The sequence below is a fragment of the Streptomyces sp. NPDC051217 genome (assembly GCF_044455465.1).
GTDB lineage: Bacteria > Actinomycetota > Actinomycetes > Streptomycetales > Streptomycetaceae > Streptomyces.
Genome location: NZ_JBITEV010000001.1, coordinates 530,235 through 555,978, shown reverse-complemented (window position 1 = coordinate 555,978; position 25,744 = coordinate 530,235). Strand labels below are relative to the sequence as shown.

22 protein-coding genes are annotated in these 25,744 nt (G+C 70.8%); 6 read left to right on the top strand and 16 right to left on the bottom strand.

The features are described 5' to 3' along the window. Window positions 1-96: 96 nt before the first annotated feature. Together ACIBBB_RS02565 and ACIBBB_RS02560 are read left to right on the top strand one after the other, a co-directional pair. Window positions 97-2,574 (top strand): ThuA domain-containing protein, encoded by a 2,478-nt coding sequence (locus ACIBBB_RS02565; protein WP_398977915.1) that lies wholly within the window; start codon window positions 97-99, stop codon window positions 2,572-2,574. Window positions 2,575-2,618: 44 nt separating this feature from the next. After that, window positions 2,619-4,781, top strand: coding sequence for an OmpL47-type beta-barrel domain-containing protein (locus tag ACIBBB_RS02560; RefSeq protein ID WP_398978787.1), 2,163 nt, complete (start codon window positions 2,619-2,621; stop codon window positions 4,779-4,781). Window positions 4,782-4,911: 130 nt separating this feature from the next. Here ACIBBB_RS02560 and ligD read toward each other — a convergent pair whose 3' ends face one another. Further along, entirely contained in the window at window positions 4,912-5,943 is a 1,032-nt protein-coding gene (ligD, locus tag ACIBBB_RS02555; protein ID WP_398977913.1) for a non-homologous end-joining DNA ligase, read from the bottom strand. 75 nt (window positions 5,944-6,018) lie between these two features. Here ligD and ACIBBB_RS02550 point away from each other — a divergent pair, with 75 nt between their 5' ends. Then, complete coding sequence (locus ACIBBB_RS02550) at window positions 6,019-7,083, top strand: ATP-dependent DNA ligase (protein WP_398977912.1); 1,065 nt, start codon at window positions 6,019-6,021, stop codon at window positions 7,081-7,083. Window positions 7,084-7,115: 32 nt separating this feature from the next. Here the strand turns inward: ACIBBB_RS02550 and ACIBBB_RS02545 are convergent, their stop codons facing one another. The 4 genes from ACIBBB_RS02545 to ACIBBB_RS02530 all read right to left on the bottom strand — a co-directional run bounded on the left by ACIBBB_RS02545 (window position 7,116) and on the right by ACIBBB_RS02530 (window position 10,059). Beyond that, on the bottom strand, window positions 7,116-7,598 hold the full coding sequence (locus tag ACIBBB_RS02545; RefSeq protein ID WP_398977910.1) for a YchJ family protein: 483 nt from the start codon (window positions 7,596-7,598) through the stop codon (window positions 7,116-7,118). 379 nt (window positions 7,599-7,977) lie between these two features. Beyond that, on the bottom strand, window positions 7,978-8,778 hold the full coding sequence (locus tag ACIBBB_RS02540; protein ID WP_398977908.1) for an SAM-dependent methyltransferase: 801 nt from the start codon (window positions 8,776-8,778) through the stop codon (window positions 7,978-7,980). Window positions 8,779-8,961: 183 nt separating this feature from the next. Then, a complete protein-coding gene (locus ACIBBB_RS02535; RefSeq protein ID WP_078074169.1) occupies window positions 8,962-9,198 on the bottom strand; it encodes a DUF397 domain-containing protein in 237 nt (78 codons plus the stop codon). Beyond that, window positions 9,199-10,059, bottom strand: coding sequence for a helix-turn-helix domain-containing protein (locus ACIBBB_RS02530; RefSeq protein ID WP_398977906.1), 861 nt, complete (start codon window positions 10,057-10,059; stop codon window positions 9,199-9,201). A gap of 200 nt (window positions 10,060-10,259) precedes the next feature. Between ACIBBB_RS02530 and ACIBBB_RS02525 the strand changes: the two genes are divergently transcribed. Continuing rightward, window positions 10,260-10,721 carry an ATP-binding protein gene (locus ACIBBB_RS02525; protein WP_398977904.1) on the top strand — a complete coding sequence of 154 codons (462 nt, stop codon included), beginning with the start codon at window positions 10,260-10,262 and terminating at the stop codon, window positions 10,719-10,721. Next, window positions 10,721-11,143 carry a hypothetical protein gene (locus ACIBBB_RS02520; RefSeq protein ID WP_398977902.1) on the top strand — a complete coding sequence of 141 codons (423 nt, stop codon included), beginning with the start codon at window positions 10,721-10,723 and terminating at the stop codon, window positions 11,141-11,143. Before ACIBBB_RS02525 ends, ACIBBB_RS02520 begins: the two co-directional genes overlap by 1 nt. 43 nt (window positions 11,144-11,186) lie before the next feature. On the opposite strand, the gene ACIBBB_RS02515 is transcribed toward ACIBBB_RS02520, so the two are convergent. From ACIBBB_RS02515 to ACIBBB_RS02465, 11 genes are all read right to left on the bottom strand, one after another. Continuing rightward, window positions 11,187-12,170 (bottom strand): sugar kinase, encoded by a 984-nt coding sequence (locus tag ACIBBB_RS02515; protein WP_398977900.1) that lies wholly within the window; start codon window positions 12,168-12,170, stop codon window positions 11,187-11,189. Next, complete coding sequence (locus tag ACIBBB_RS02510) at window positions 12,167-12,817, bottom strand: bifunctional 4-hydroxy-2-oxoglutarate aldolase/2-dehydro-3-deoxy-phosphogluconate aldolase (RefSeq protein WP_398977898.1); 651 nt, start codon at window positions 12,815-12,817, stop codon at window positions 12,167-12,169. Before ACIBBB_RS02510 ends, ACIBBB_RS02515 begins: the two co-directional genes overlap by 4 nt. Window positions 12,818-12,995: 178 nt before the next feature. Further along, entirely contained in the window at window positions 12,996-13,802 is an 807-nt protein-coding gene (locus ACIBBB_RS02505) for a hypothetical protein (RefSeq protein ID WP_398977896.1), read from the bottom strand. Further along, window positions 13,796-14,941, bottom strand: a complete 1,146-nt coding sequence (gene dgoD / locus ACIBBB_RS02500; protein WP_398977894.1) for a galactonate dehydratase — start codon at window positions 14,939-14,941, stop codon at window positions 13,796-13,798. The genes ACIBBB_RS02505 and dgoD overlap by 7 nt, the downstream gene beginning before the upstream one ends. Beyond that, complete coding sequence (locus ACIBBB_RS02495; RefSeq protein ID WP_398977892.1) at window positions 14,938-15,693, bottom strand: FadR/GntR family transcriptional regulator; 756 nt, start codon at window positions 15,691-15,693, stop codon at window positions 14,938-14,940. Before ACIBBB_RS02495 ends, dgoD begins: the two co-directional genes overlap by 4 nt. 89 nt (window positions 15,694-15,782) lie before the next feature. Then, window positions 15,783-16,544: an SDR family NAD(P)-dependent oxidoreductase gene (locus ACIBBB_RS02490; RefSeq protein WP_398977890.1), complete on the bottom strand. Its 762-nt coding sequence runs from the start codon at window positions 16,542-16,544 to the stop codon at window positions 15,783-15,785. 70 nt (window positions 16,545-16,614) lie between these two features. Then, on the bottom strand, window positions 16,615-18,783 hold the full coding sequence (locus tag ACIBBB_RS02485; RefSeq protein ID WP_398977888.1) for an alpha-galactosidase: 2,169 nt from the start codon (window positions 18,781-18,783) through the stop codon (window positions 16,615-16,617). Then, a complete protein-coding gene (locus ACIBBB_RS02480) occupies window positions 18,780-19,634 on the bottom strand; it encodes a carbohydrate ABC transporter permease (protein WP_398977886.1) in 855 nt (284 codons plus the stop codon). The genes ACIBBB_RS02485 and ACIBBB_RS02480 overlap by 4 nt, the downstream gene beginning before the upstream one ends. After that, window positions 19,634-20,581, bottom strand: coding sequence for a carbohydrate ABC transporter permease (locus ACIBBB_RS02475; RefSeq protein ID WP_398977884.1), 948 nt, complete (start codon window positions 20,579-20,581; stop codon window positions 19,634-19,636). The genes ACIBBB_RS02480 and ACIBBB_RS02475 overlap by 1 nt, the downstream gene beginning before the upstream one ends. A gap of 1 nt (window position 20,582) precedes the next feature. Further along, window positions 20,583-21,869: an ABC transporter substrate-binding protein gene (locus ACIBBB_RS02470; protein WP_398977882.1), complete on the bottom strand. Its 1,287-nt coding sequence runs from the start codon at window positions 21,867-21,869 to the stop codon at window positions 20,583-20,585. A 129-nt stretch (window positions 21,870-21,998) separates the two neighbouring features. Continuing rightward, window positions 21,999-24,200 carry a glycoside hydrolase family 27 protein gene (locus ACIBBB_RS02465; protein WP_398977880.1) on the bottom strand — a complete coding sequence of 734 codons (2,202 nt, stop codon included), beginning with the start codon at window positions 24,198-24,200 and terminating at the stop codon, window positions 21,999-22,001. Between the two features lie 174 nt (window positions 24,201-24,374). On the opposite strand from ACIBBB_RS02465, the gene ACIBBB_RS02460 reads away from it, so the two are divergent. Next, complete coding sequence (locus tag ACIBBB_RS02460) at window positions 24,375-25,613, top strand: ROK family protein (RefSeq protein WP_398977878.1); 1,239 nt, start codon at window positions 24,375-24,377, stop codon at window positions 25,611-25,613. The last annotated feature ends 131 nt before the right edge of the window (window positions 25,614-25,744 follow it).

Genomic DNA, 25,744 nt, shown 5'->3' with positions numbered 1-25,744 from the left:
AAAGTTAGTTCCATTCTGGTGATACCTCTTGGCTCGCCACCGAAAGAGGTCTAGCTTCACGCCTGTTGCTGTGACCAAAGATGGGTGGGTGAACACATGCAGCGCGTACCACATCGCCGGTCAAGATCCCGGCGCGCAATGGCCGCGGCCGTGGTGGCCGGCACCATGGCCGCGACTCTGCTAGGCGGAAACGCCATGGCGGGTCCGTACCCTGAGCCGCCGTCGACAACGTTGTCCCTTCCTTCGCCGCCCGGCGGTAAGAACGTGAAGGTACTCGTCTTCCACGGCTCGACGTCGGAAGAGTCCCCGATCGTGAACGCCGGAATCGAGGCCATCGAGAAGATCGGCCTGACCGGCCCGGCCGCGCAGCGGTTCAAGACCGAGACCAACGGTGACGGTTCGGTCTTCACCAACGCCACCAAGCTCGGCAAGTACAACGCCGTCGTCTTCCTTACAGGCGGCGGCGATGTGCTGGATCCCGAGCAGGAGGCAGGACTTGAAGCCTTCGTCGAAGCCGGCGGAGGCTTCCTCGGTATCCGGGACGCGGCGCGCACCGAGCCGTACTCGGAGTGGTTCACCGGACTGATCGGTGCCCGTCCCGACGACGCGAGCCCGGACACCGTCCAGCGCGCGACCGTCGAGATCGGCGACCGCCAGCACCCCGCGACCAAGAACCTGCCGCTGGAGTGGAAGCGCTCCGACAAGTGGTTCAACTGGGACCAGAACCCGACCGGCGACGTGCACACCGTCGCCCGCCTCCGGGAGAGCACCTACAAGCCGGGTGAGGGCGCCAACGGCGCGGACCACCCGATCTCCTGGTGCCGTGACTACGACGGCGGCCGTTCCTTCTACACCGGCATGGGCGCCACCGTCGACTCGTACGCCGAGACCGACTTCCGCGACCACCTGCGCGGAGCCCTCCAGTGGACCACGCGCATCTCGCGGGCCGACTGCAAGGCGACGATCACCTCCAACTACACGGCGGAGCGCGTCACCCAGCCCAACAAGCCGGGCGAGTCGGACCAGATCGGCGAGCCGCACGGCACCGTCGTCGCGCCCGACGGCCGCGTCTTCTACATCGGCCGCGGTGGCGGCGACAACACCCAGCCCGTCGTGACCGACTGGGCGAACCCGGACATCGGCAAGGGCGAGGGCCAGATCCACGTCTACGACCCGAAGACCAAGAAGGTCACCAAGGCCGGCGGCCTGACCATCTTCGGCAACAAGGGCGGCGGCGACGAGCTGGTCAAGAACGAGGAGGGCCTGCTCGGCATCGAGCTGGACCCCGACTTCATGACCAACGGCTGGGTGTATCTGCACTACACACCCCACTCGGGGATCAACCGTGACACCCGGATGGCCGAGCGCCGTGTCTCCCGGTTCACGCTGGACCTCGCGACCAACAAGCTCGACCTCGCCAGCGAGAAGAAGCTGCTGGGCTGGCCGGTGCAGATCAACAGCTGCTGCCACGCGGGCGGCGGCATGGCGTGGGACTCCAAGGGCAACCTCTACATCGCGACCGGGGACAACAACTCCTCGCAGTTCAGCGACGGTTACTCGGGCAACAACCCGCAGCCGAACTACAAGGGCGTCTCCTTCGCGGACGCGCGCCGTACGGCCGGCAACACCAACAACCTCAACGGGAAGATCCTGCGGATCCACCCCGAGGACGACGGCACGTACACCCTGCCCACGGGCAACCTCTTCACCGGTGAGGAGACCGCCGAGGGCGGCGGCAAGACCCGCGGCGAGATCTATGTGATGGGTGTGCGCAACCCGGCACGTATCTCCGTCGACAAGAAGACCGACACCCTGTACGCGGGCTGGGTCGGCCCCGACGCGGGTGCCCCGAGCACCACCTGGGGCCCGGCCAAGTACGACACCTTCGCCGCCATCACCAAGGCGGGCAACCAGGGCTGGCCGTACTGCATGGGCAACAAGCAGCCCTACCGCGACCGCAATCTGCCGGACCCGACGAAGCCGCTGGGCTGGTACAACTGCGACGCGCCGAAGAACGAGTCCCCGAACAACGACGGTCTCGTCAACATCCCGCCGATCACCGGGAACACCATCTGGTACTCGCCCCAGGGCGGCGCGCCGGACTACCCGCGTGACGCGAACGGAATCCCGAGCTACAAGGCGGCGGAAGCCACCTACCTCCTCCCGTGGCTCAAGGGCGGTGGCCAGGCGACCATGAACGGTCCCCTCTACCGGTTCGACGCGGAGAACGCGAGCGCCGAGGCGTGGCCGTCGTACTGGGACGGCAAGTGGTTCGTGGGTGACTTCTACGACCAGACCCAGCCGCGCCACGCGGTGGAACTCGACCCCAAGACCGCGGGCAAGGGCGGACTGCCCGTGCACGCGGAGTCGTTGAAGGAGATCATTCCCGTCGGTGAGAGCGGCATCCGCAACCTCATGGACTGGAAGTTCGCCCCGGACGGCTCGCTCTACGTGCTCGACTACGGACGTGGCTTCTTCACCTCCGACGCGAAGTCCGCGCTGTGGCGCGTGACGTACAAGGGCGGCGAGGCCACTCCCGCCGCCGCGGATCTGGCCAGGAAGGCGGCGCAGTGAGACAGCGACCTCTACGCCTGTGGACGGCCCTGCTGGGCTCGTTGATGCTGGTGCTGGGGCTGACCTCGACACAGGCATTCGGACGTGACACCAACGGGAAATCGCCGATGGCGGCGGCCCAGGTACTGAACTGGACCGCGGGCAACTCCACCACGGAGTACCTGACGTTCCCGACGACGGCCGTCGCGGGTCCCGCGACGATCGTCTTCGAGAACAGCAAGGCCACCGGCAACACCACGTCGATGCCGCACACGGTCACCTTCGACACGTCGAACCCCGACTACAACAACGACGTGACGCTCAACCTGATGGCCAGTCCGGAGGACGCGCAGGGCGGTAAGCAGACGGCCGAGGTCGTACTGACCCCGGGCACCTACCGCTACTTCTGCACGATCCCCGGTCACGGCACGATGACCGGCACCTTCACCGTCACCGACGGTGGCGGCGGTGACGACACCACCGCGCCCGAAGCGGCCGCCAAGATCGACGGCGACCAGAACGGTGACGGCGCGTACGTCGGTCAGGCCACGGTGACGCTCTCCGCCACCGACGCCGGATCGGGTGTCGACACGATCGAGTACGCGGTCGGGGCCGACGGCGAATGGCAGCCGTACACCACCCCGGTGGTGGTCAACACGGTCGGCGACCACGCCATCAGATACCGGGCGACGGACAAGGCGGGCAACGTCGCCGCCGAGAAGACGGCGGAGTTCACGGTCGTGGCGCCGGACACGGGCGACACGACCGCGCCGGAGACCTCGGCCACGGTGACGGGTGAACAGGACGCGGACGGCGCGTACTTGGGCATGGCCACGGTCACCGTGACCGCGTCCGACGCCGGTTCCGGTGTCAACACGATCGAGTACGCGATCGGTGCCGACGGGGCCTGGCAGGCCTACGAAGCGCCGGTGATGGTCCATGAGGTCGGTACGCACAAGGTCCGTTACCGCGCCACCGACAAGGCCGGCAACGCCGCGGCCGAGAAGGCCGTCGACTTCAGCGTCGTGGAACCTCCGGAGGAGGACACGACGGCGCCGGTGTCGACGGCGGCCGTGAGCGGTGAGAAGAACTCCGACGGCGCGTACATCACCAGTGCCACGGCGACGCTCAAGGCGACGGACGACCTCTCGGGTGTCGAGAAGATCGAGTACTCCCTCGACGGCGGTCCGTACCTCGCGTACACCAAGCCCGTGATCGTCGACGCGGTGGGCTATCACAAGCTCGCGCACCGTGCGACGGACAAGGCGGGCAACACCTCGGCGGCCAAGGAGGTGACGTTCACCATCGCCAAGGGCGGTGGCGTTCCGGCCCCCAACTGCCCCGAGTACGACGTGCGGCTGACGGTCATCGTCGGCGCGGTCGACACGGGTGTGCCGAACCGGCTCACCACCAGCCGCTGCACGATCAACGAGCTGATCGAGGACGAGAAGGACTGGTCCTCGCAGGCGCTGTTCCTCAAGCACGTCGCTTCGGTGCTCGACAAGCTCAAGTCGGACGGTGTGATCGACAAGCGCGAGCACACGAAGATCACGAAGGCCGCCAAGCAGTCGAAGATCGGCAAGCCGGGTCAGACGACCGGCTACCGCACGATCTTCGACGGCACGGCGGACACCTTCTCCAACTGGGCTCAGGTCGGCGGCGGCAAGTTCGCGCTCTCCGCCGATGGTGCGATGACGAGCAGCACCACCGTCGAGGGCATGGGCATGCTCTGGTTCCCGGAGCGCAAGTACGACGACTTCTCGCTGAAGCTCCAGTTCCGTGACGACGCGCCGGGCACGGGCAACGCCAACGGCGGTGTCTTCGTGCGCTTCCCGGACGTCAACGGTCACCCGCTGGAGAGCCGGCCGGAGTGGGTCGCCATCAACTACGGGCACGAGGTCCAGATCCTGGACCGCCCGGACGGCGACATGTACAAGACGGGATCGCTCTACGGCTTCGACCGTGTCGGCCTGGCCGGCGCGGGCGTCACTCCGAAGGGCAGCTGGAACGACTACGAGATCAAGGTCGTCGACCAGCACTACACGATCCTGCGCAACGGTGTCGTGATCAACGAGTTCGACAACATCGGTGGCCAGGAGTTCACTCCGCCGCGCGCCGGTGACCCGGGTACCGACGGCCGACGCTACGCCTCCGGCTATGTCGGTCTCCAGGTGCACGGCACGACGGACGTCATCTCGTACCGCGACATCCGGATCAAGGAGCTGTGACCGGACGCGTCATGAGAAGGACACCTCCGTAGGAGGCTGAGCCGACAGAAGTGCCCCTTCCCTTGACGGAGGGGGCACTTCGCCGTTGAGGGCGAGGCGACCTGATCCAGCCTGATCCAAACGACAGGCCCTAGCTCTCGTCCGGTTGGGCGTCGCGGGCGCGGCTCGGCTGGACGCGCTTCGGCTCGCCCGGCATCTTCGGGTAGTCCGGCGGGTACGGCAGGTCGCCGTGGCCGTGGTCGCGTTCGTCCCTGGCGGCCAGTTCCAGCAGGCCCTCCAGGCTGTACGCCTCGGAGTCCATGTCCGCGTGCACGTCGCCGAGTTCGGCGAAGCGGGCCGGCATCGTCGCCACGTCGAAGTCGCGGGGCGTGACGTCGTCCAGCTCCTCCCAGCGCAGCGGCGCCGAGACGGTGGCGTACGGATTGGGGCGTACGGAGTAGGCCGAGGCGATGGTGCGGTCGCGCGCCGTCTGGTTGTAGTCCACGAAGATCTTCTCGCCGCGCTCCTCCTTCCACCACGCCGTGGTGACCCGGCCCGGCATGCGCCGTTCCAGCTCCCTGCCGACGGCGATCGCGCAGCGCCGTACCTGGGTGAACGTCCAGAGCGGTTCGATCGCCACGAACACGTGCAGACCGCGTCCGCCGGAGGTCTTGGGCCGGCCGTTCAGTCCCTGCTCTTCAAGGAGGGCGCGCAGTTCGTGGGCGGCCCTGACGGCGTCCCGGAAGTCGGTGCCCGGCTGCGGGTCCAGGTCGATGCGCAGCTCGTCCGGGTACTCGGTGTTCCCGCGCCGTACGGGCCAGGGGTGGAAGGTCAGCGTGCCGAGATTGGCGGCCCAGAGCACGGCGGCCGGCTCGGTGGGGCAGATCTCGTCGGCGGTGCGTCCGCTGGGGAAGGCGATACGGGCGGTGGGGATCCAGCCGGGCAGGTTCTTGGGCGCCCGCTTCTGGTAGAAGGACTCACCGGCGATGCCCTCGATGTACCGCTGGAGGGTGGTCGGCCGGTTGCGCAGGGCGCGGGTGACCCCCTCCCCCACGGCGATGTAGTACAGGGCCACATCCAGCTTGGTGAAGCCCCGGTCGGGAAAGTAGATCTTGTTCGGGCTGGACAGTCGCACGGACCGACCGCCGACCTCCAGCTCCACCGCCGCACCCTTGCTCACCATACGCGCCACCGTAGGCCCGGCTCCCCCGCCGCGCATATTGGGCGGACCGGCCCTGTTCCGCGCACAATCGGGGGCATGGATCTGCCGGTGATGCCTCCGATGAAACCCATGCTGGCCAAGTCCGTGGCCAAGATCCCGACCGGAATGCAGTACGAGGCCAAGTGGGACGGCTTCCGTGCGCTGATCCACCGGGACGGCGACGAGGTGGTGATCGGCAGCCGGAACGGCAAGCCGCTGACCCGCTACTTCCCCGAGCTGGTCACCGCATTCCGGCGCGAGCTGCCCGAGCGGTGCGTGATCGACGGCGAGATCGTGATCGCGTACGAGGGCAGGCTGGACTTCGACCGGCTCAGCGAGCGCATCCACCCGGCGGACTCCCGGGTGCGCACGCTCGCCGAACGGACCCCGGCGAGCTTCGTCGCCTTCGATCTGCTGGCGCTCGACGACCGTTCGCTGCTCGACACCGCGCAGTCCGAGCGCCGCACCGCTCTCGTGGACACGCTCGGCGGGGTCTCGGCCCCGGTCCATGTGGCACCGGCCACCACGGACGTGGAGGTGGCGAGGGAGTGGTTCCGCCAGTACGAGGGCGCCGGGCTCGACGGGGTGGTCGCCAAACCGCTGGATCTGCCGTACCGGCCGGACGTACGCGTCATGTACAAGATCAAGCATGAGCGGACGGCGGACGTGGTCGTGGCCGGATACCGTCTCCACAAGAGCGGTCCGGTCGTCGGCTCGCTGCTGCTCGGACTGCACGACACCGCCGGGACGTTGCAGCACGTGGGCGTGTGCGCCGCCTTCTCGATGAAGCGCAGGGCCGAACTCGTGGACGAGCTGGCGCCCCTGCTGATGGATGCGGCCGAGGGCCATCCGTGGGCCGCCTGGGCGCGGGAGTCGGCCCACGAGAGCGCGAGGCTGCCGGGCGCGCCGAGCCGCTGGACGGGCAAGAAGGACCTGTCGTGGGTCGCGGTGCGGCCGGAGCTGGTCTGCGAGGTGGCGTACGACCACATGGAGGGCGACCGCTTCCGGCACACGGCGCAGTTCCGCCGCTGGCGCCCGGACCGTGCTCCCGAGTCGTGCACGTACGCGCAGTTGGAGGAGCCGGTCCGGTACGACCTGGCGGCGGTGCTCGCGTCCGGCTGAGACCCTCCGGCGATCCGGGTCGGCGGGCCCGGCTACTCCACGAAGGTGCCCTCGACGTAGACCCAGGCGCCCTCGTACCGCTCGAAGCGGCTCCGCTCGTGCAGCGCGCCCTCCTCGCCCCGGCGGGTGTAGCGGGCGCGGAAGGTGACGGTGCCCGTGGTGTGGAAGGCGCTGCCCTCGGTGGAGGCCAGGATCTCCAGACCCACCCAGCGCATCGCCGGGTCGAGGCCGACCCGCGAGGGGCGGGTGGCGGGGTGCCAACTGCTCAGCAGATACGGCTCGTTACCCACGGCGAAAGCGCTGTAGCGGGAGCGCATCAGTCGCTCGGCGGTGGGGGCTGCCGCTGCCGCGGAGTGGAAGCGGCCGCAGCACTCTCCGTAGGAGGCGGGCAGACCGCAGAGACATGGGGAGTCGTCTCGGGCGGCGCTTGTTCTCGTGCCCGTGCTCGTGCTGGTGCCCGGCGGGGTCCGCCTGGTCGATGAGGTGCGAGTGGGGCGCGTGGGGCGTCGGGACATCCGCACATTGTGCCCGGCCGCCGACGTCCGGAGGCCCGGGGAGGGCCAAGAAGGCGTTCCGAGGGCCGCTGAGCGGCCGTTGGCGCCCCTTCGCCCACACGGGGCCGCCGGGCGCTCCGGCGCCGCGACACGGCGCACAAGCGCTTTCTGCGGGGCAACCCCGGGACGGGACCCGCCGTGTCCGGAAAACGCCTCGGCGCCGCCGCACTCCCCCAGAGTGCCGCGGCGCCGAGGCGCTTGCCTGCCCGGACCCCCGCCGGGTCCGGGCCGAATAAGGTCTGTGTCCTGCTGTTCCGCTGTCCTGCTGCCCTGCCGTCCCGCGTGTTCGAGCGGGTGTCCGGCCCGGCCCCGTAGCTGTTCCGTCCGACGCTGTGCGCCGTCAGGGCTTGCGGGCCACGCCCACGTACCCGGCGATGAGCCCGTTGTCCGGTACGGGGACGACCTCGCCCAGCTCCGGCCGCCAGTCGGCCACCAGGGAGACACCGGGCTCGACCATCTCAAGACCGTCGAAGAACTGGCCGACCTCCTCGCGCGAGCGCAGAGCGAGCGGCACGCCCTTCGCCTTGTAGAGTTCCTGCGCCTTCTTCGAGTTCTCCGCGTCGAAGTCGCCCGTGGTGTGGGAGATCACGAGATAGCTGCCGGAGGCCAGCGGGGCCAGCAGCTTGCTCACCAGCTCGTGCGCGCCGTCCTCGTCCGGGACGAAGTGGAGCAGCGCGATGAGCGACAGGGCGACCGGCTCCTTGAAATCCAGGATCCGCCCGGCCTGTTCGACGATCTCGTCGGGTTGACGCGCGTCGGCCTGGATGTACTCGGTCAGGCCCTCGGCGCTGCTGCGCAGCAGCGCCTCGGCGTGGCGCAGAACGATGGGGTCGTTGTCGGTGTAGACGACGCGGGAGTCGGCCGCGACCTCCTGCGCGATCTGGTGCAGGTTGGGCTCGGTCGGGATACCCGTACCGATGTCCAGGTACTGACGCACCCCCGCGTCGGTCCCGAGCCAACGGATGGCCCGGTGCATGAAGGCCCGGTTGGACTTGGCCATCTCCCGGCCGAGCGGGTTCAGCTGGAGGAGCTGCCGGGCCATCTCCTCGTCGACCGGATAGTTGTCCTTACCGCCGAGGAACCAGTCGTACATCCGGGCAGGGTGCGGCCTGCTGGTGTCAATGGCGTCATGCCCGGTCATGTGCACTCCATGAGTCTCAGCGTCGTCGGCGGGTGCCGGCGGGACTAGCGGCAAGGAACAGGTGAGTTCAGATCCGATCAGGCCTGGTCGGCTCGTACCAGGCGGGATCCGGCCGATCAGGACGTACGGTTCCCGTCACATCAGGCCGGATCACAGCACGTCGGTCACGTCGGTCATGTCAGGTCAGGTCAGCAGGAAGTCGGCCTGGCCGGACTTGGCGCCCTGGATGAACGCGGCGATCTCGCCGTGGGTGTAGATCAGCGCGGGGCCGTCAGGGTCGTTGGACTGGCGCACGGCGACTCTGCCGTCGGCCAGCTTCATGGCCTCGATGCAGTTGCCGCCGTTGCCGCCGCTCCACGGCTTGTGCCAGCCTTCGGCGCCGAGGTCGGTGGCGGGCATGCCGTTGTATATCGGATCCATTCACAGCTCCTTGCGGACATCCTTGAGGATCTCCTTCGTGCGTTGTGCAGTTGCAGCCTGAGCCGCCATACGGTCCATGACCTCAAGGTGGGTCGCCACCTCGGGACGCGCGTCGAGATAGACGGCGCCGGTCAGGTACTCGCTGTAGATCATGTCGGGCAGTTCGGGCATGGCGAAACGGAAGAGCACGAACGGCCCGTACGTTCCGGGGTGGTGTCCAGAGGAGAACTCCGCGATCTGAAGCGTCACATTGGGCATCTCGGACGCGTCGATGAGCCGGTCGATCTGCTCGCGCATGATCTCCGGCGTACCGACGGGACGGCGAAGCACCGTCTCGTCCATGATCACCCACAATTTGGGTGCGTCCGACCGGGTGAGCAGGGACTGGCGCTGCATACGCAGTGCCACATGCCGGTCGATGGCCTCCGGCTGGACCTGCCCCACGGCGCCGGCGTGCATGACCGACAGGGCGTACCCCTCCGTCTGGAGCAGCCCTGGTACAAAGTGCGGCTCGTACGCCCTGATCAGGGAGGCGGCGCCTTCCAGACTGACGTACATGCTGAACCAGTCCGGCAGGATGTCGTGGAACCGCTGCCACCAGCCGGGCTTGTTCGCCTCCTCGGTCAGCTCGACGAAGACCGCGGCTTCCTCGTCGCCGACTCCGTAGGCCCGCAGGAGTACCTGCACGTAGGGGACTTTGAGCGTGACCTCGGCGGTCTCCATCCTGCGGACGGTGGCCGCCGCCACCCGGAGAAGCTTCGCGGCTTCCTCGCGTTTCAGGCCGGCTCTCTCGCGCAGGTCCAGCAGACGCCTGCCGAGTACGACCTGTCCCACGGTCGGGGCAGACCGCGGTTCACTCACTTTGGAACCTCCCCATGCACGGTTGCGAGCAGTGTGCCATGCCCTTGCCAGGAAGAACACGGCACTCTGAAAAATTCACAGTGCTACTTGCCAAGTGTCCCGCACGGGTGGAGAGTAGTTCGGTGAACCAGCTCTTGCAGTTGTCGTGCTCCGCCCGGAGGTTTCGCACGGTGCTGCTTCCCCACCGTTAGGAATCGGTCGTGGCACCTGGTAACGCGCTCACCCCCCCGCTTATGACCGTGTGCCCTGGCAACGTTGTCCGACGCTACGGATTCGCACTTCCGGCTCATGCCGAGTCGGTCTGCCGCGCCAGACAGCTCACCCGTGAGCGGCTCGGCCGCTGGGGCACCACAAACGAGACGCTGGAGACGGCGATCTTGATCATTTCGGAGCTCGTCACGAACGCCGTCGTCCACGCCCCCGGCGACCACGTCATATGCGAACTGCGCGAAGGGAACGGCCGACTGCACATAGCGGTCGAGGACCAGGGGTTCGGCCCCATGGGTCCGCAGTTGCACCGCGCGTCCGACGACGAGGGCGGCCGGGGGCTCCTTCTTGTGGACGCGATGAGCAGCTGCTGGGGAACACACGACACGTCCGGCTACGGCGCCGGGCGTGTCGTCTGGGCCGAGCTGCCACATGAGGAGGGGCAGCCGTGTTGATGAACGCGGTACGCCGGTTCGCCCGTGGGCTGCGTGACGAGGGGAGCGCTTTCGCGCACCTGCCGCTGCCCCCGACCCTGCCCGCCTCGCTCGGGTGCGACGCGGTGGGCGTCCCCGCGAGGCACGGGTTCCGGCTGATGGGCAGGCTGCCCAGCACCGGCTGCGTCTTCGCCGACACCGACTGGTGGTGGTGGATCGTCCCCGCCGGCTCGGACCTCGAACTGGACTGGCCGCGGCCCGCGCTCTACGTCTCCGGGACCCGGGTCCCGGCCGCGCACCCCCGGCTGATCCACTGGCCGGACGCCCCCACGCCGTACACCCCGCCGATCCCCTTCTATCTGATGGTCTGCCAGCTCGCGGGGACGACGCCTACGTGGGAGGCGCGGCCGCAGGCGGAGATCCCGGTGCGGCAGCACGGCTGACAGCCGCCTTCTTCTCAACGAGGACGGGTCCGGGGCGGCCTCCTCACAGGGAGAGCGCGTTCCAGGTCGCCTCGTCGGCCGCCAGCAGCTCGCGGGTCCGGTCCGGCGGCGGCAGCGGGCCGTGGTCGGCCAGGACGCCCAGGGCGGAGGCCGCCGTCAGATGGCCGAGGCGCAGGGCCCGTACGGGATCGTCGTAGCGCAGCAGCCCCGCCAGGAAGCCGCCGGCGAACGCGTCGCCCGCGCCCACCGGTTCGACCACCCGCACCTTCGGTGCCCGCACGGTGTACGTGTCCGGGCCGATGTACGCGGTGGCCGCCCGCGCCCCGTCCTTGACCACCAGGACGCGCGGCTCAGCCAGCAGGTCGCGGACCGCGTCGGGGCCGGCGTCGTCGCCCAGCACCTTGCCCCAGAGCGCCTGCGCCTCGTCGAGACCGACCAGGACGAGGTCCGCGCGGGCCGCGAGCGGCAGCAGGACGTCGGCCGCCGGCTCGTCGCCCCAGAGCGCGGGGCGGTGGTTCACGTCGAAGCTGACGGCGTACGGGCGTTCCTGACGCAGCGCCCGCTCGACCAGCGCGCGGCAGGACGCCGAGAGCGCGGGGGTGATCCCGGTGAGATGGACGAGCGCGGCATCGCGCACGGCCGGGTCGTCCAGGACCGGTGGTCCGAGGGCGGAGGCCGCCGATCCGGTGCGGTAGTAGTGGACGCTCGTCGCGTCCGCGCCCGGGTTCTTGACCAGCAGGCCGGTGGGGCGCGCCGGATCGGTGCGTACGCCGGAGACGTCGACGCCCGACGCGGCGATCCGCTCCCGGACGCGCCGTCCGAAGGGGTCGTCGCCCAGCGCGGACACCCAGCGGGCTCGCACGCCGTGGTCCGCCAGATACATCGCCACGTTCGACTCGGCGCCCGCGACGTCGAGCCGCAGCAGCTCCGCGGTGTCGAGCGGGGCGGCCGGGTCGGGCGCCAGCGCGGCCATCGTCTCGCCGATACAGACGACCGGACCGGGGCGCGGGAGAGGGGCCGTACTCACGCGGGGTCCTGACCCACGGCACGTACGACGTCGAGGAAGGCGCGGGCGCGGGAGCGCAGGCCGTCGTGACCGGCTCCGGCCGGTGAGTCGGCCGCGGTGCCCACGAGAGGCGTCCCGACGCCGACCGCGAGCGCTCCGGCTTCCAGATACGCGGCGGCGGCCGTGGCGTCGACGCCCCCGACAGGCACGAACGGGACGTCCGGGAAGGGGCCTTGGAGCGCGCGCAGATACGCGGGCCCGCCGGCCTGGGCGGCGGGGAAGATCTTCACCGCGCACGCTCCGGCGCGCAGCGCCGCCACGATCTCGGTGGGTGTCATCACCCCGGCGAGCACGGGCAGTTGGAGTCCTCGCGCGGCGTCGACGCCTTCGCAGACGGCGGGTGTGACGACGAAGTCCGCGCCCGCCCGGTGCACGGCGTGGGCGTCCTCGGCGGTCAGGACGGTGCCCGCGCCGAGGGGCGCGTCAGGTCCGAGCGCGGCGCGGGCCCGCGCGATGACGTCCAGCGCGTCCCGCCCGGTGAGTGACACCTCGACGAGCGCGACGCCCTCCTCGATCAGCGTGAGTACGGTCCTGAGCGCCGCGTCGGGGTCGTCGCCGCGCACGATGGCGACGAGTCGGTGGGCGCGCAGGGCGGCGGGCAGATCCACGGGTGGGTTCCTTCTCGTGTGTGCGGTGGGTGGTCGAACCGTCGAGGCTACGCGGGCCTCCGGGATGGCCGTGATCCGTCCGGGTGCGGGCCGGTGGTCGCCGGGCGGCGAGGGAACGGCCTGTCCGTGACGGGGGACGAACCCCGCCGTCGCGGCAGGCCGCGGACGCGCGGGTCGTTCATGGGGCGGGCTCGTCGGCCGTCGCCGTGATCGTGAGCCGCCAGCGGACCTCGCCCGACGCGGGGACCCGCGCGGCGTCGCTCTCGCCCGCCGCCGCCAGGTCGAATACCCGGCCCAGCATCGGTTCGACACCGATGGAGCGGTACGGGGCGCCGACCGGGAAGCCGCCGAGGTTGCGCCAGAGCGCGACGGAGACGGGCTGTCCCGGGGCCTCGACCGACAGGCGCAACGTGTCCCGCCCGTCACGCACCGACACCTGTGGCGTGGCGACGACCGCGCCTACCGCCGTGCCGTCGTCGGGGCCGAGCCGGTCGAGTGACACACCGTCGGCCAGCGGCCACGCGCCCGCGCGCCAGTCGGCCCCGTCGTCCGGGTAGAGCCGGGTGGGCGCGCCGTGCCGGATGTGGAGGGTGGCGCGCGGCGACACGTCGAGGAGGGCGTGGGCGGCCCAGAGAAAGCGGTAGCCGGGTGCGGCCGTCAGCCGGTAGTCGGCGACGAGGGTGTCGCCCTCCGTACGGATGCGGCGCGTGAGACGGAAGTCGGGGCAGTCGACGCTCGCACCGTCACCGTCACCGTCACCGCCGTGCCAGGGCCGGGACCACGCGTCGCCGTGGTCGGGTGTGCCACGCACCGTGGGGACGCACTCCTCCAGTCCGCCCGCGTCGGCGAAGCCGTCGCCCGGCGCGACAAGGTGACGCCTCGGCTCGTCGCGCCGCCACAGCCATTCCCGGCCGCCCGCGCGCAGCGATGTCCAGCGTCCGCCGCGCGCCGGGTCGGTGGTGACGGACAGCGGTTCGCTCACCATTCGGCGAACGAGCCGTCGTCGTGGCGCCAGAGGGGATTGCGCCAGGCGTGCCCGGTGCGGTCGGCGGCGCGTACGGCGTTCTCGTCGACCGTGACGCCGAGCCCCGGCAGATCTGTCCGGTTGGCGTGGCCGTCGACGAAGCGGAACGGTTCCGTGTCCACGACGTACGACAGCAGGTCGGCGTCCTTGTTGTAGTGCAGGCCCCTGCTCTGCTCCTGGATGAGGAAGTTCGGTGTGCAGAAGGCGACTTGGAGGCTGGCGGCCAGGGCGATCGGGCCGAGCGGGCAGTGCGGTGCGAGCTGCGCGCCGTAGGTGTCGGCGAGGGAGGCGATGCGGTGCACCTCCGATATGCCGCCTGCGTGCGAGAGGTCGGGCTGGGCGACCGCGATGCCCGCGGCGAGCGCGGGCAGGAACTCGGCGCGCCCGTAGAGCCGTTCACCGGTCGCGATGGGTACGGGGCTGGATTCGACCAGTCCGGCCAGCAGATGTCCGTGCTCCGGCAGCAGCGGCTCCTCCACGAACAGCGGGTGGAGCGGGGCGAGTTCGGCCAGCACGCGGCGGGCGCCCGCCGGGCTGAAGCGGCCGTGGAAGTCGACGGCGACGTCCCGGTGCGGGCCGAGGACCGCGCGTGCCGCCGCCACGCGTTCGACCACGGCGGCGGTCTCGGCTGGGCTGGTGATCGGGGACGTACGCCCCGCGGCGTTCATCTTCACCGCGGTGAAGCCCGCCTCGACCTGTGCGGTGACCTCGTCTGTGAGCCGGGCGGGTTCGTCGCCGCCGACCCACGCGTACACCCGCACCTGGTCCCGGACGGGTCCGCCGAGCAGGGCGTGCACGGGGGCGCCGTACGTCTTGCCGGCGATGTCCCACAGTGCTTGGTCGACCCCGGCGACGGCGCTGGAGAGGACCGGGCCGCCCCGGTAGAAGCCGCCCTTGGTCATGACCTGCCAGTGGTCCTGGATCCGCAGCGGGTCCTGGCCGACGAGGTATTCGGCGAGGACGTCGACGGCCGCCCGTACGACCTCCGCCCGGCCCTCGACCACCGGTTCGCCCCAGCCGACGGTACCGTCGTCCGTCTCGATACGGCAGAACAGCCAGCGGGGCGGGACGAGGAACGTCTCCACGCGAACTATCTTCACTTCGCCTCGGAGCCTTTCGTCTCGGGAGCGGCGGCCGGACCGGTGGTGCCGTGGACCTTGTCGAGGTCGCGGACGGCCTGGTCGAGCAGGGCGCGCATGGCCTGCTGCGCGGCGTCCGGGTCCTGGGCGCGTACAGCGTCCAGGACGGCGCGGTGGCTCGGCACGGGATCCTCGCCGTGCGGCGAGGAGTGCACGATCCGGTCGCGGTGGGCGAGGCCGGACTCGATGACCATCTCCATGCGGGTCAGCAGTTCGTTGTGGGTCGCGGCGAGCAGCGCGCGGTGGAAGGCGAGGTCGGCCTCGACCGCGTGCGCGGCTCCGCCGTCCCCCTCCCCCATCTCCGTCAACGCGGCTTCCAGCGCGGCGAGATCGGCGTCGGTGCGCCGCTCGGCCGCGAGCCGGACGGCGGCCGGTTCGATGATGCCGCGCACCTCGCCGAGGTTGCGCAGCAGTGCCAGGTCCGCACCGGCGCTGGTCCCTTCGGCGAACTGCCAGCGCAGGACGTCGGCGTCGAGGAGGTTCCAGTCCGCGCGGGACCTGACGAACGTCCCCCGGCGCTGCCGCGCGTCGACCATTCCCTTCGCGGCGAGCACCTTCAGCGACTCGCGCAGGGCGGTCAGGCTGACGTCCAACTCGCGCTGCAGTTCTACGAGATCTAGGGTGGCTCCCTCGGGGATCTCGCCGCTGAGCACCCGGCGCGCGAGAGTCTCCACGGTCTGGCCGTGCACTCCGCGGCGCGCGTATGGCGTCATGTGTCGTTCTGCCTTTCTGCTGGTCGTTCGTGAGCGGCGGTGGTCGTACGGCCGGGCCCGCCCGGAAGCGCGGAGCCGTCCGGGCCCGGCTAGGCCGAGGCCTTCACGACACTCCATCCGCCGTCCACGAGCAGACTCGATCCGGTGATGTAGGAGGCCTCGTCGGCCGCCAGGAAGGCGATGGCCGCCGCGACCTCCTCGGGGGTGCCGAAGCGGCGCGCCGCCGTGCCCTCGACGCTGAGCGCACGGTCCTCCTCCGGTACCCGGTCCCACGCGGCGGTGAGGATCGGGCCCGGCAGTACGGCGTTGACCCGTACGTCGGGCCCGTACTCGACGGCGAGCTGCCCGCAGAGCGAGAGCAGCGCGCCCTTGCTCGCCGCGTAGGCGGGGTGGCCGGGGATGCCCATGTGCGCGTGGACGGACGACGTCAGGACCACGGCGCCGTGGTGGGCACGGAGATCGGGCAGGACGGCACGGAACCCGAGGAACCCGCCGGTGAGGTTGACGGCGAGCTGGCGTTCCCAGGAGGCGACGGTCATCTCGTGCGCGGGGGCGACATCGACGGTGTAGGCGTTGCTGACGAGGACGCCGACGGGACCGTGGCGGTGGGCGGCGGCCACGACGCGGTCCCAGTCGTCCTGCTCTGCGACGTCCGCCGGTACGAAGTCGGCGCGGCCCCCCTTGTCGCGGATCGCGGCGGCGACGGCCTCTCCGTGGGCCGCGTCGATGTCGGCGAGGATCACGGCCGCGCCCTCGGCGGCGAGCCGGGAGGCGGCGGCGGCCCCGATGCCCGACGCGGCTCCGGTGACCACGGCGACGCGGTCGTGGAAGCGGGCTGGTGCGTGGTTCATGCGGCGGTTCGACTCCTCCGGGTGCGGGGCCGCCTTCCGGCGTCCTGGGCGACTGTAGTGACGTTGCGGATCATGAGGCCGCCGTCGGCGGTCCGCCGGGGTCCACCCGGGTGAGCACGACCAGTTCGGCGTCGTGGTCGGCGGTCCAGTGGAACGGCAGCCCCGAGTGCAGGAGATACCCGCCGCCGTACACCGTGCCGGACTCCTCGTCCCGGTAGCGGGCCGCCGGGTCGAGACCCCGCAGCCGCAGCCGGGCCGGGCGTCCCGGCACGAGTGGCGCGCCGTCGAGGGGGCCGGTGTTCCAGGCGGTCACGACGGTGCGCGCGCCGGCGCCCTGGGCGTCTTCGTCGTACTGCACTCCGCAGGTCGGCTCGGCGGGCGAGTTCAGCAGCCGGATCTCGCCGTGGTGGACGACGTCGCGGATCTCCTTGTAGCGGGCGACCCAGCGCGCGGCCTCGGCACGCTGTTCCCGCGTCCACTTCAGGATGTCGGCCCCGATGCCGAGGACGCCGGACATGGAGCTGACGAAGCGGAAGGCGAGCGAGCGCGGCCGGGGGTCGAAGACGCCGGGCGCGTCCGTCACCCACGAGCTCATGGTGTGCGGGGCGTGCGCGTGCAGATAGCCGTACTGAATGGTGAGCCGGTCGAGCGGGGCGGTGTTGTCGCTGGGCCAGAGCACGTCGGTGCGCGCGAGCGTGGCGTGGTCGATCCTGCCGCCGCCGCCCGCGCAGCCCTCGACGGTGACGTGCGGATGCGCGCTCCGCAGATGGTCGAGTACGCGGAGGTAGCCGGCGACGTGCGCGGCGTCGAGGTCCTGGCTCTCGACGGGGCCGCCGCCCGGACGCCCGCGTTCGGTGGGCGGGCGGTTCATGTCCCACTTGAGGTAGCTGATCTCGTACGTGCCGAGCAGCCGGTCCAGGGTGGCGATGACGAAGTCCTGGACATCGGCGCGGCCGAGGTCGAGGAGCAGCTGGTTGCGTACGAGGGTGACCGGGCGGCCCTCGACGCGGTAGACCCACTCGGGGTGTTCGGCGTGCAGGGCGGACCCGGGGCTGACCGCCTCCGGCTCCACCCAGAGCCCGAAGTCCAGCCCCAGTTCGCGTACGTGGGAGATGAACCGGTCGAATCCGCCGGGGAACTTGGCCGGGTCGGGGTACCAGTCGCCGAGACCGCCGGTGTCGTCGCCGCGGCCGGTGAACCAGCCGTCGTCGACGACGAACAGTTCGGCCCCGATGTCGGCGGCGACGCGCGCCAAGGCGAGTTGGCCGTCTGCCTCGACGTCGAAGCCGGTGGCCTCCCAGGAGTTGTAGAGCACCGGGCGCGGCCGGTGCAGCCGCTCACCGGAGAGCCGGCGTTCGTAGCGGTGCCAGACGCGGGCGAGCCCTTCCAGCCCGTCCGGGCTGAACGCGCACGCCAGTCGCGGCGTGCTGAGCGTGGCGCCGGGCTCCAGACGCACCGCGCTCTCGTGGGCCAGCCGCCCGGCCCGTACACGCAGCGCGCCGCCCGGTTCGGCGTCGGCGCTGATGCGCCAACTGCCGGACCACTCAAGGGCGATGCCGTACGTGGGGGTGGCGCCCTCGGCCGGTTCCGCGGCGTCCTGGACCGCGAGCCACGGCGCGTACGCGTGGCCCGGAACGGCCTGGGTGCTGGCCAACTCGAAGCGTCCACGGGTGAGTTCGAGCTGGTTTCGGGTGAACTCCTGGGACCACTGGCCCGCCAGGTAGGTGAGCCGCGCGGTGTCCGTGACGGGGACGTTCACGGCGGCCGAGTCGAAGCGTTCCAGGCGCAGCTCGGCGTCGCCGGTGCAGGTGAGTTCGGTCCACCGGAGGATCACATCGGTGCCGGGCACGGTCTCGTAGCAGAGGGCCGTGGTCAGTCCGAGGGTCTCGTCGGTGAAGACGAGACGCAGCGCGTGGTCGCCGTCGGCGGACGCGCCGGTGAAGCGCCACCACACGCCGCGCTCCTCGCCGGGGCGCTGGGCGACCAGGTCGGCGCCGGTGAACGGCCTTGGCCCGTAAGGGATGTACTCGGCGGGGGCCGCGTCGGCGGGGGTGATGAAGTGCGTACGCCGCGACCAGTCGAGCGGGGAGGGCCCCTGTTCGGCGCCGTGTGGACCCCAGGCGGCGAGTTCGGCCCAGCCCTCGTCCGGGGCGAGGGTGACGGCGTACACGGTGTTCGCGGTGCGCAGCACCCACGGCGGGCGGGGTCCGCCGGAGCGCGGGGCGTCGTGCGGGATCATTTGACCGCTCCCAGGTTGAGCCCGGCCACGAAGTGGCGCTGGAACCGCAGGAACACGGCGACGGTGGGGGCCGCCGCGATGACGGAGCCCGCCGCGATCACATTCCACATGGACACATACTGACCCTGGAGCCCGATCAGTGACGCGGTGATCGGCATCTGGCTGTCGGTCCTCAGCACGGTGATGGCCCACAGCAGATCGTTGAAGATCCAGGTGAAGGACAGGGCGCTCAGCGCCGCGAGCGCGGGTTTGGTCAGCGGCAGCACGATGCGCCAGTAGATCTGCCAGGGGCTCGCCCCGTCGATCACCGCCGCCTGCTGGATCTCCACGGGGATGGACCGCATGAATCCGTAGAGGACGAAGACGTAGAAGCCGACGCCGAAGCCGATCTGTACGCCGATGAGCGCGTACAGCGTGTCGTAAAGACCGAGCGTCTCGCTGATACGGGAGACCGGGATGAGCAGGATCTGCGGCGGCAGCAGATTGCCGCCGAGCATCAGCAGCAACAGCGTGCGGCGCAGCGGCAGTTCGTACCGGCTCAGCGCGAAGGCGGCCATCGAGGCGAGCGCCAGCGTGGCGAGCACGGTCGGCACGGTGACGAGCATGCTGTTGATCAGGGCCCGCTGCTGACCGCCGTCGACCCACGCCTGGCGGAAGCCGTCGAGAGTGAAGGAGTGCGGCAGGCCCCCGAGCCCGTTGGCGGCGATGTCGTCGAACGAGCGGACGCTGGTGACCAGCACGAGCGCGATGGGCAGCAGCCACAGCACGGACAGGGTGCCGGCGCCGAGATGGAACCCGGCGGTCGCCAGCTTGCGGCGGGTGGCCGTGGAGGAGCCGGAGGTGGCGGACATCAGTCGGCCTCCCGGAAGGCGCGGACGAGGTACGAGGCGATGACCCCGAAGGCCAGCACGAAGATCACGACCGCGAGGGCGGAACCGTATCCCAGTCGCAGCGACTGGAAGGCGGTGGAGTACATGTACGTGGAGAGCAGCTCGGACGAGTGGTACGGGCCGCCACGGGTGAGGGCCCACACGACGTCGAACGAGCGCAGCGAGTCGATGACGATGACCGACAGGACGACGGCGTTGACGCTGCGCAGCTGCGGCAGGGTGATGTGCCGGAACCGCTGCCAGCGGCTCGCGCCGTCGACCTTCGACGCCTCGTAGAGCACCGGGTCGATGCCCTTGAGGCCGGCGATGTAGAGGATCATCACGTAGCCGATCTGGCGCCAGAGCGCGGGCACGATCACGGCGTACAGGGCGGTGTCCTGGTCGGCGAGCCAGGCGCGGGTCAGGTTGCCGAGGCCGATGGATTCGAGGGCCTGGTTGATCAGGCCGTCCGGCTGGTACATCGCCTGCCACACCAGTGCGGTGGCGACGAGGGAGAACACGACGGGCAGGAAGAGCGCGGCCCGGTAGAAGCCGACTCCGCGGCGCTCCTGCTGGAGGAGCAGGGCGGCGCCGAGGCCGAGGAGCGCGGAGAGCCCGCCGAAGAGCAGCAGCCACAGGACGGTGTCGAGCACGGCGGTGCGGAAGATGTCGTCGTGGAGCATCTCGCGGAAGTTGCCGAGGCCGATGAAGCGCGGCGCGGAGACACCGTCCCAGTCGGTCAGGGAGAGGTAAAAGCCCTGGGCCGCCGGCCAGAACACCCAGAACGCCTCGGCGAGCAGGGGGACGAGGACGAAGGCGAGCACCACGGGCGGGACGCGGGTCGACCGCTTGCGCCGGGGCCCCCTGTCCTCCTTCGCCGTCGGCTGTTCCCGCTCCTTCAGCGCACCGCCGGTGACGACCGCCGCCATCTCAGCGGCCCCAGATTTTCTGCGACTCGCGCTGCCAGGTGGTGAGGATGGACCCGATCTCCTTGGGCTTGGCGAGGAATCGGGTGAGCGCGGCGTCGGCGGGCGGCTGGAGGGCGTCGCTGGAGTCGCGGTTGAAGTACTGGGTGAGTTCTGCGGCGCCCTCGATCAGCGCACGGCCCTTCTTCACCAGGGCGGTTCCGCTGTCCTTGGCGTCGGGGTGGGTCGGCAGCGCGGTGCCGGAGGAGTTCTTGAGGTAGATCTCCTGCGACTCCGCGGTGGCCAGGTACCGCATCAGCTCCTTGACCTCGGCCTCGCGGCTGGTGCGGGCGCTGGCGAAGTAGCCGTCGGTGGGGGCCTCTTCGGCGACCGGGACCTTCGGGTCGATGACCGGGAAGCGGAAGAAGTCGAGGTCCTCCACCTGCTCCTTGGGGACGGAGTCGGCGAAGAAGGTGCCTATCAGCATCATCCCCGTACGGCCCTGGAGCAGGGCCGTGGTGGCGTCCTGGAAGGGCAGAGCGGTGCTGTTCGGGTCGAAGTACGGCAGCGCCTCGCCCCACCGGTCGAAGACCTTGCGGACCTCCGGGTCGTCGAACCGGTGCTTCCCGGCGAGGAGTTCACGGTGGTAGGTGGCCCCGTTGATCCGGATGTTCAGGTAGTCGAACCAGGAGGACGCCACCCAGGGGGTGTTGCCGCCGGCGCCGAGACCGATCGGAGCGACGCCCTTGCCCTTGAGGGTGTCGCAGAGGTCCAGGAACTCGTCCCAGGTCTTGGGCTCATCGACGCCCCACTTGGCGAAGTTCGACTTCCGGTAGAAGACGCCCCACCAGTAGTAGGTGGTGGGGACGAAGACCTTCTTGCCCGCGGCGGAGGTGCAGATCTTCTGCAACGCGGCGGAGTAGCCGGTCAGTTCGGGCTTGGTCCAGATGTCGCTGATGTCGAGGAGCAGGTCCTTCGCCGCGTACGACTCGGCGACCGAGCCGGGGTACCAGGTGTAGAGGTCCGGCGGGTTGGCGGAGGTCAGGTAGGTCGGCAGCTGGGTGCGGAAGGTCTCGGCGGCGACGGTGTTGAGCTTCGCCTTCGCGCCGCCCTGCTTGCCGAAGTCGTCGACGACCTTCTGCATGGCGGTCTTCGCCTGCGGCGCGGAGAGGTTGGACTGGAGGGTGATGTCGCCGCCCGATTCGCCCTTGCCGGTCGATCCCGAGGTGACGCAGCCGCTCAGCAGCGCGGCGGCGCCGACGGCGCCGGTGCCGGCGAGGAACTGACGGCGGCCGGGTGGTGGGGTGGTCATGGGTGAACTCCCTGTCGGACTGTCGGACGGTGCGGGTTGCGTGGTGGTGCGAGCGTCGGGGGGTCTGTCTGTGTCGGTGGGTGGTACGGGGGCCGGCCACAGTCGCGTCGCGGCCGGCCCCCGAAGTGGTTACGAGCCGGCCGGGACGGACGTCTGGTGGACGCGGCCGTCGACTCCCCGGAAGGCGGTGAGCACGGTGTCGCCGGGCCCAGCGGTCGCGCCGAGCGCGCCCTCGAAGACGCCGCTCACGAACTCCGTGCGCGCCGACCAGTCGCCCCAGGTGCCGCCCTCGGCCCCGGAGCCGGTGCCGTACGCGCGCTGCCAGAGCGTGTAGTCGCCGGCCCGTGCGTACAGCCGCACGCCGCCGTCCACCGCGACCAGGGTCGGGCTGCCGCTGACGGTCCCGCCCAGCGATGTCCACGGCGACCAGGCGCCCGCCGTGTCCCGCACCCGCCACCACACCGCGTCCTCGGCGGTGCGTACGGCGACATGGGTCCGGCCCGCCTCGTCGACCACGGCGGACGGCCGTCCGTACACGGTCCGGTCCTCGGGCGCGCCCAGCGACGTCCACCCGGAACGCGGGCCGCGGGTCAGGATCCGGCCGTCCTCGTCATGGGCGAAGAGCGTCCAGCGGTCGGCGCTCTCGAACGCGGCCGACGGCGCGTCGGCGAGGTTCCCGCCGAGCTTCTGCCAGCGTCCCCACCGTCCGTCGGCGAAGGCGCGCTGGTAGGCGGCGCTGTCGGTGCCGCGGACGAAGACATCGATCCGGCCGGGCTCGTCGGCGGAGGCGTAGGCCGCGGGCTGGCCGAGGATCCGGCCGCTCGTCGGCCCGCCGAGGTCGGTCGTACGGGACGACCAGTGGCCGTCACGTCCGCTCTGCTGGCGCAGCGAACCGTCCGCGCCCCTGGTGAAAGCGGTCAGCCGGTCGCCGTCGCGTACGAGGGCGGGGCTCGCGGTGGAACGCGTACCGAGCGAGGCGCCGGGCGCGTCGTCCTGGCCGCGGAGGGTGAGGAAGGCGGTGCCGTGCGCGGGGACGGTGACGGTGTACGAGCCGTTGTGCGTGCCCCGGTCGGCGCGGGCGCGGACGTCCCGTACGGAAACGTCGCCCGTCAGTCCGGCGTCCGCGAAGGTCACGGTCCGTGTCGCCGCCCGGTCCGAGCGGTTGAGGAGGACGACCGCGCGCTTGCCCGCGCCCTTGAGGGTCTTGCTGTAGACGTCGCCCGTGGAGTCGGTCGCGACGCGTACGCCCTGGACGGCGAGCGGGTCCTGGTCGACGGCGATGATCTCCGGGTTGCGCAGGGTGTCGGTCATCGACTGCGACAGAGTGCGCGGGTCGGACCCCATGACCAGCGGCGAGCCCATCACGGCCCACATGACGAGCTGGGTGGTGGACTCCTCCTCGGTCAGCTCGTACGAGCCGTCCTCCAGCTTGCGCATCGGGATGAGGTAGTCGGGGTCGTTGTAGCGCCCCGGTCCCTGGGCCTCGGGGTGCCAGGCGTTGGCGTCCATGTTGCGCAGGATGTTGGCCCACTGGCCGGTGGAGGGGGTGCCGAAGGCGACGTCGGTGCCGGTACGCCAGGAGTCACCGGTCCGCGGGCCGTAGACGTAGGTGTTGTGCGCGTCCTGCTCGGGGGTGTGCGGGATGCCCCAGTCGTCGGTCAGCGGGTTGCAGAGGTTGAGCAGCATCGGGCGGCCGGACTTGGCGACGGCGTCGCTGAACTCCTTGAAGGCGGGGCCCGGGTCGAGCTTCGCGGTGATCCCGCAGAGGAAGTCGACCTTGATGGCGTCGATCTTCCAGCCGGCGAACTGCCGCGCGTCCTCGGTGTAGTGGCCCCGGCTGCCGAGCCCGCAGCTCTTGCCGCCGTCGTAGGTGCCGGCGTCGGTGTAGATGCCGGCCTTGAGTCCGCGCTCGTGCAGATACGTCACCAGGGCGGGGATGCCGGACGGGAAGCGGCCGGGGTGCGCGGCGAGCCGGCCCTCGCTGTCGCGGGGGTTGTCGGCCTGCCAGCCGCCGTCCAGCCAGACGATGTCGTAGCCGGAGTCCCGGAGCCCGCTGCTGACGAGGTGGTCGGCGACCGACCTGACCTCCTCCTCGCTGGGGGCGCCGAGTCCGTAGTAGGTGTTCCAGCCCATGTACGGCGTGGGGGCGAGCCCGCTGTCGTAGTACTCGGGCGCCCCCTGGTCCACGGTCCCGTTCCCGGTCCCGGTCTTTGCTGCCGGCTGGTGCGCGGCCCGGACGGCGTCCCGGCCGTCGGCCGCCTGCGCGGAGGGCACGGCCACCGCGACAAGCGCGGCGACGACGGCGGCCACCGTGGCCCGATGCGAAGTCACTGATGTCTCCCGAAGGTTGGGGTCACGACGAAGACTGTCGCCGCGCGACCCGACCCTGTCAACGATTATTACTAATTAATCTAAACAAGTGACCGGGGAAGTGACTGGAAGGGACAACGATCTCGTGCGACCGGCCATCCGTCCGGATACCGATCACATAGGCTCGACGGCACCATGAAGAGCAACCACACATCGCTCGGTCCCAAGGCCGACAAAGAGACGGTGCGCCGGCACAATCTGAGCCTGGTGCTGCGCGCCGTACGGGACGCGGGCGAAGCGACCAGGGCCGGTGTGGCGGCGCGGGTCGGACTGACCCGGGCCGCGGTGTCGTCGCTGGTCGAGCAGTTGCTGGACAGCGGATTCCTCTCCGAGTCCGGCAAGACGTTCAGCGGACAGGCGGGGCGGCCCGGCACCGTACTGAAGGTGACGCGGGCCGGTCCGGCCGGCATCGGCGTCGAGATCAACATCGATTACGTGTCGGTGTGCGTGGTCGACCTGTCGGGCACCGACCGCGTACGCCTCACCGAACACCTCGACAATCGCGGTGCCGCACCCGACGAAGTCCTCGCCCGGGGTGCCCGGATCGCCGCGCGCACCCTCGACTCGGCCGCCGAACAGGGCCTGTCGCCGGTCGGGGTGCAGCTCGCGCTGCCCGGTCTCGTCGCCGGGGGTACGGTCCGCCAGGCGCCCAATCTGGGCTGGAACCAGGTGCCCGCCGAGGAGTTGTTCGCGCGGGCGCTGGCCGAGGCGGGGCCCACCGCACCCGCGCTGCCGGTGCGTTCGGAGAACGAGGCCAATCTGGCGGCGCTCGCCGAGCTCTGGTTCGGCGGCCTGGGCGGGATCCGCAGCTTCCTCTATCTGTCGGGCGAGATCGGCGTCGGCGGCGCGCTGGTGCTCGACGGTGAACTGCTGCGCGGTGCCAACGGGTTCGCCGGTGAGATCGGCCATGTGGTCGTCGACGCCGACGGGCCGCTGTGCCGGTGCGGATCACGTGGCTGCCTGGAGCAGTACGCGGGCCAGTCGGCGCTCCTGCGCGGCGCCGGGCTCGACGAGAACGCCGGGGTGCCGGGCGTGGCGGAGCTGGAGGCCCTGGCCAGGAGCGGCGACAAGCGCGCGATCGCCGCCATCGGTGACGCCGGCCGGATGCTGGGGCGGGTCCTGTCGGGCGCGGTGAACCTCTTCGACCCCGACGCGGTGGTGCTCGGCGGGATCTACCGGAGCCTGATGCCCTGGCTTTCGCCGCCCGCCGACGGCGAGTTGACCGACCGGGTGGTCTCGGGCCTGTGGCCGCACGACAGTGGCAGGCTACGCGCGTCATCCTCGGCGGGCGACGCGGCGCGGGGCGCGGCGGCGCTGGTGGTCCGCGCGGTGCTGGCGGACCCGGTGGCGTACGCGGACCGCACGAGCGCGTAGCCGCACGGGGGTCGGGCGCCGGGCGTCGACGGGGGTCGGCCGGGAGCCTCGCGCGAGGCCGCGGCGGCGGGGTGCGGGAAGGACACACGCGGGGCGGGCCGGCGGCCGGCCCGCCCCTCGTGCTTCCTCAT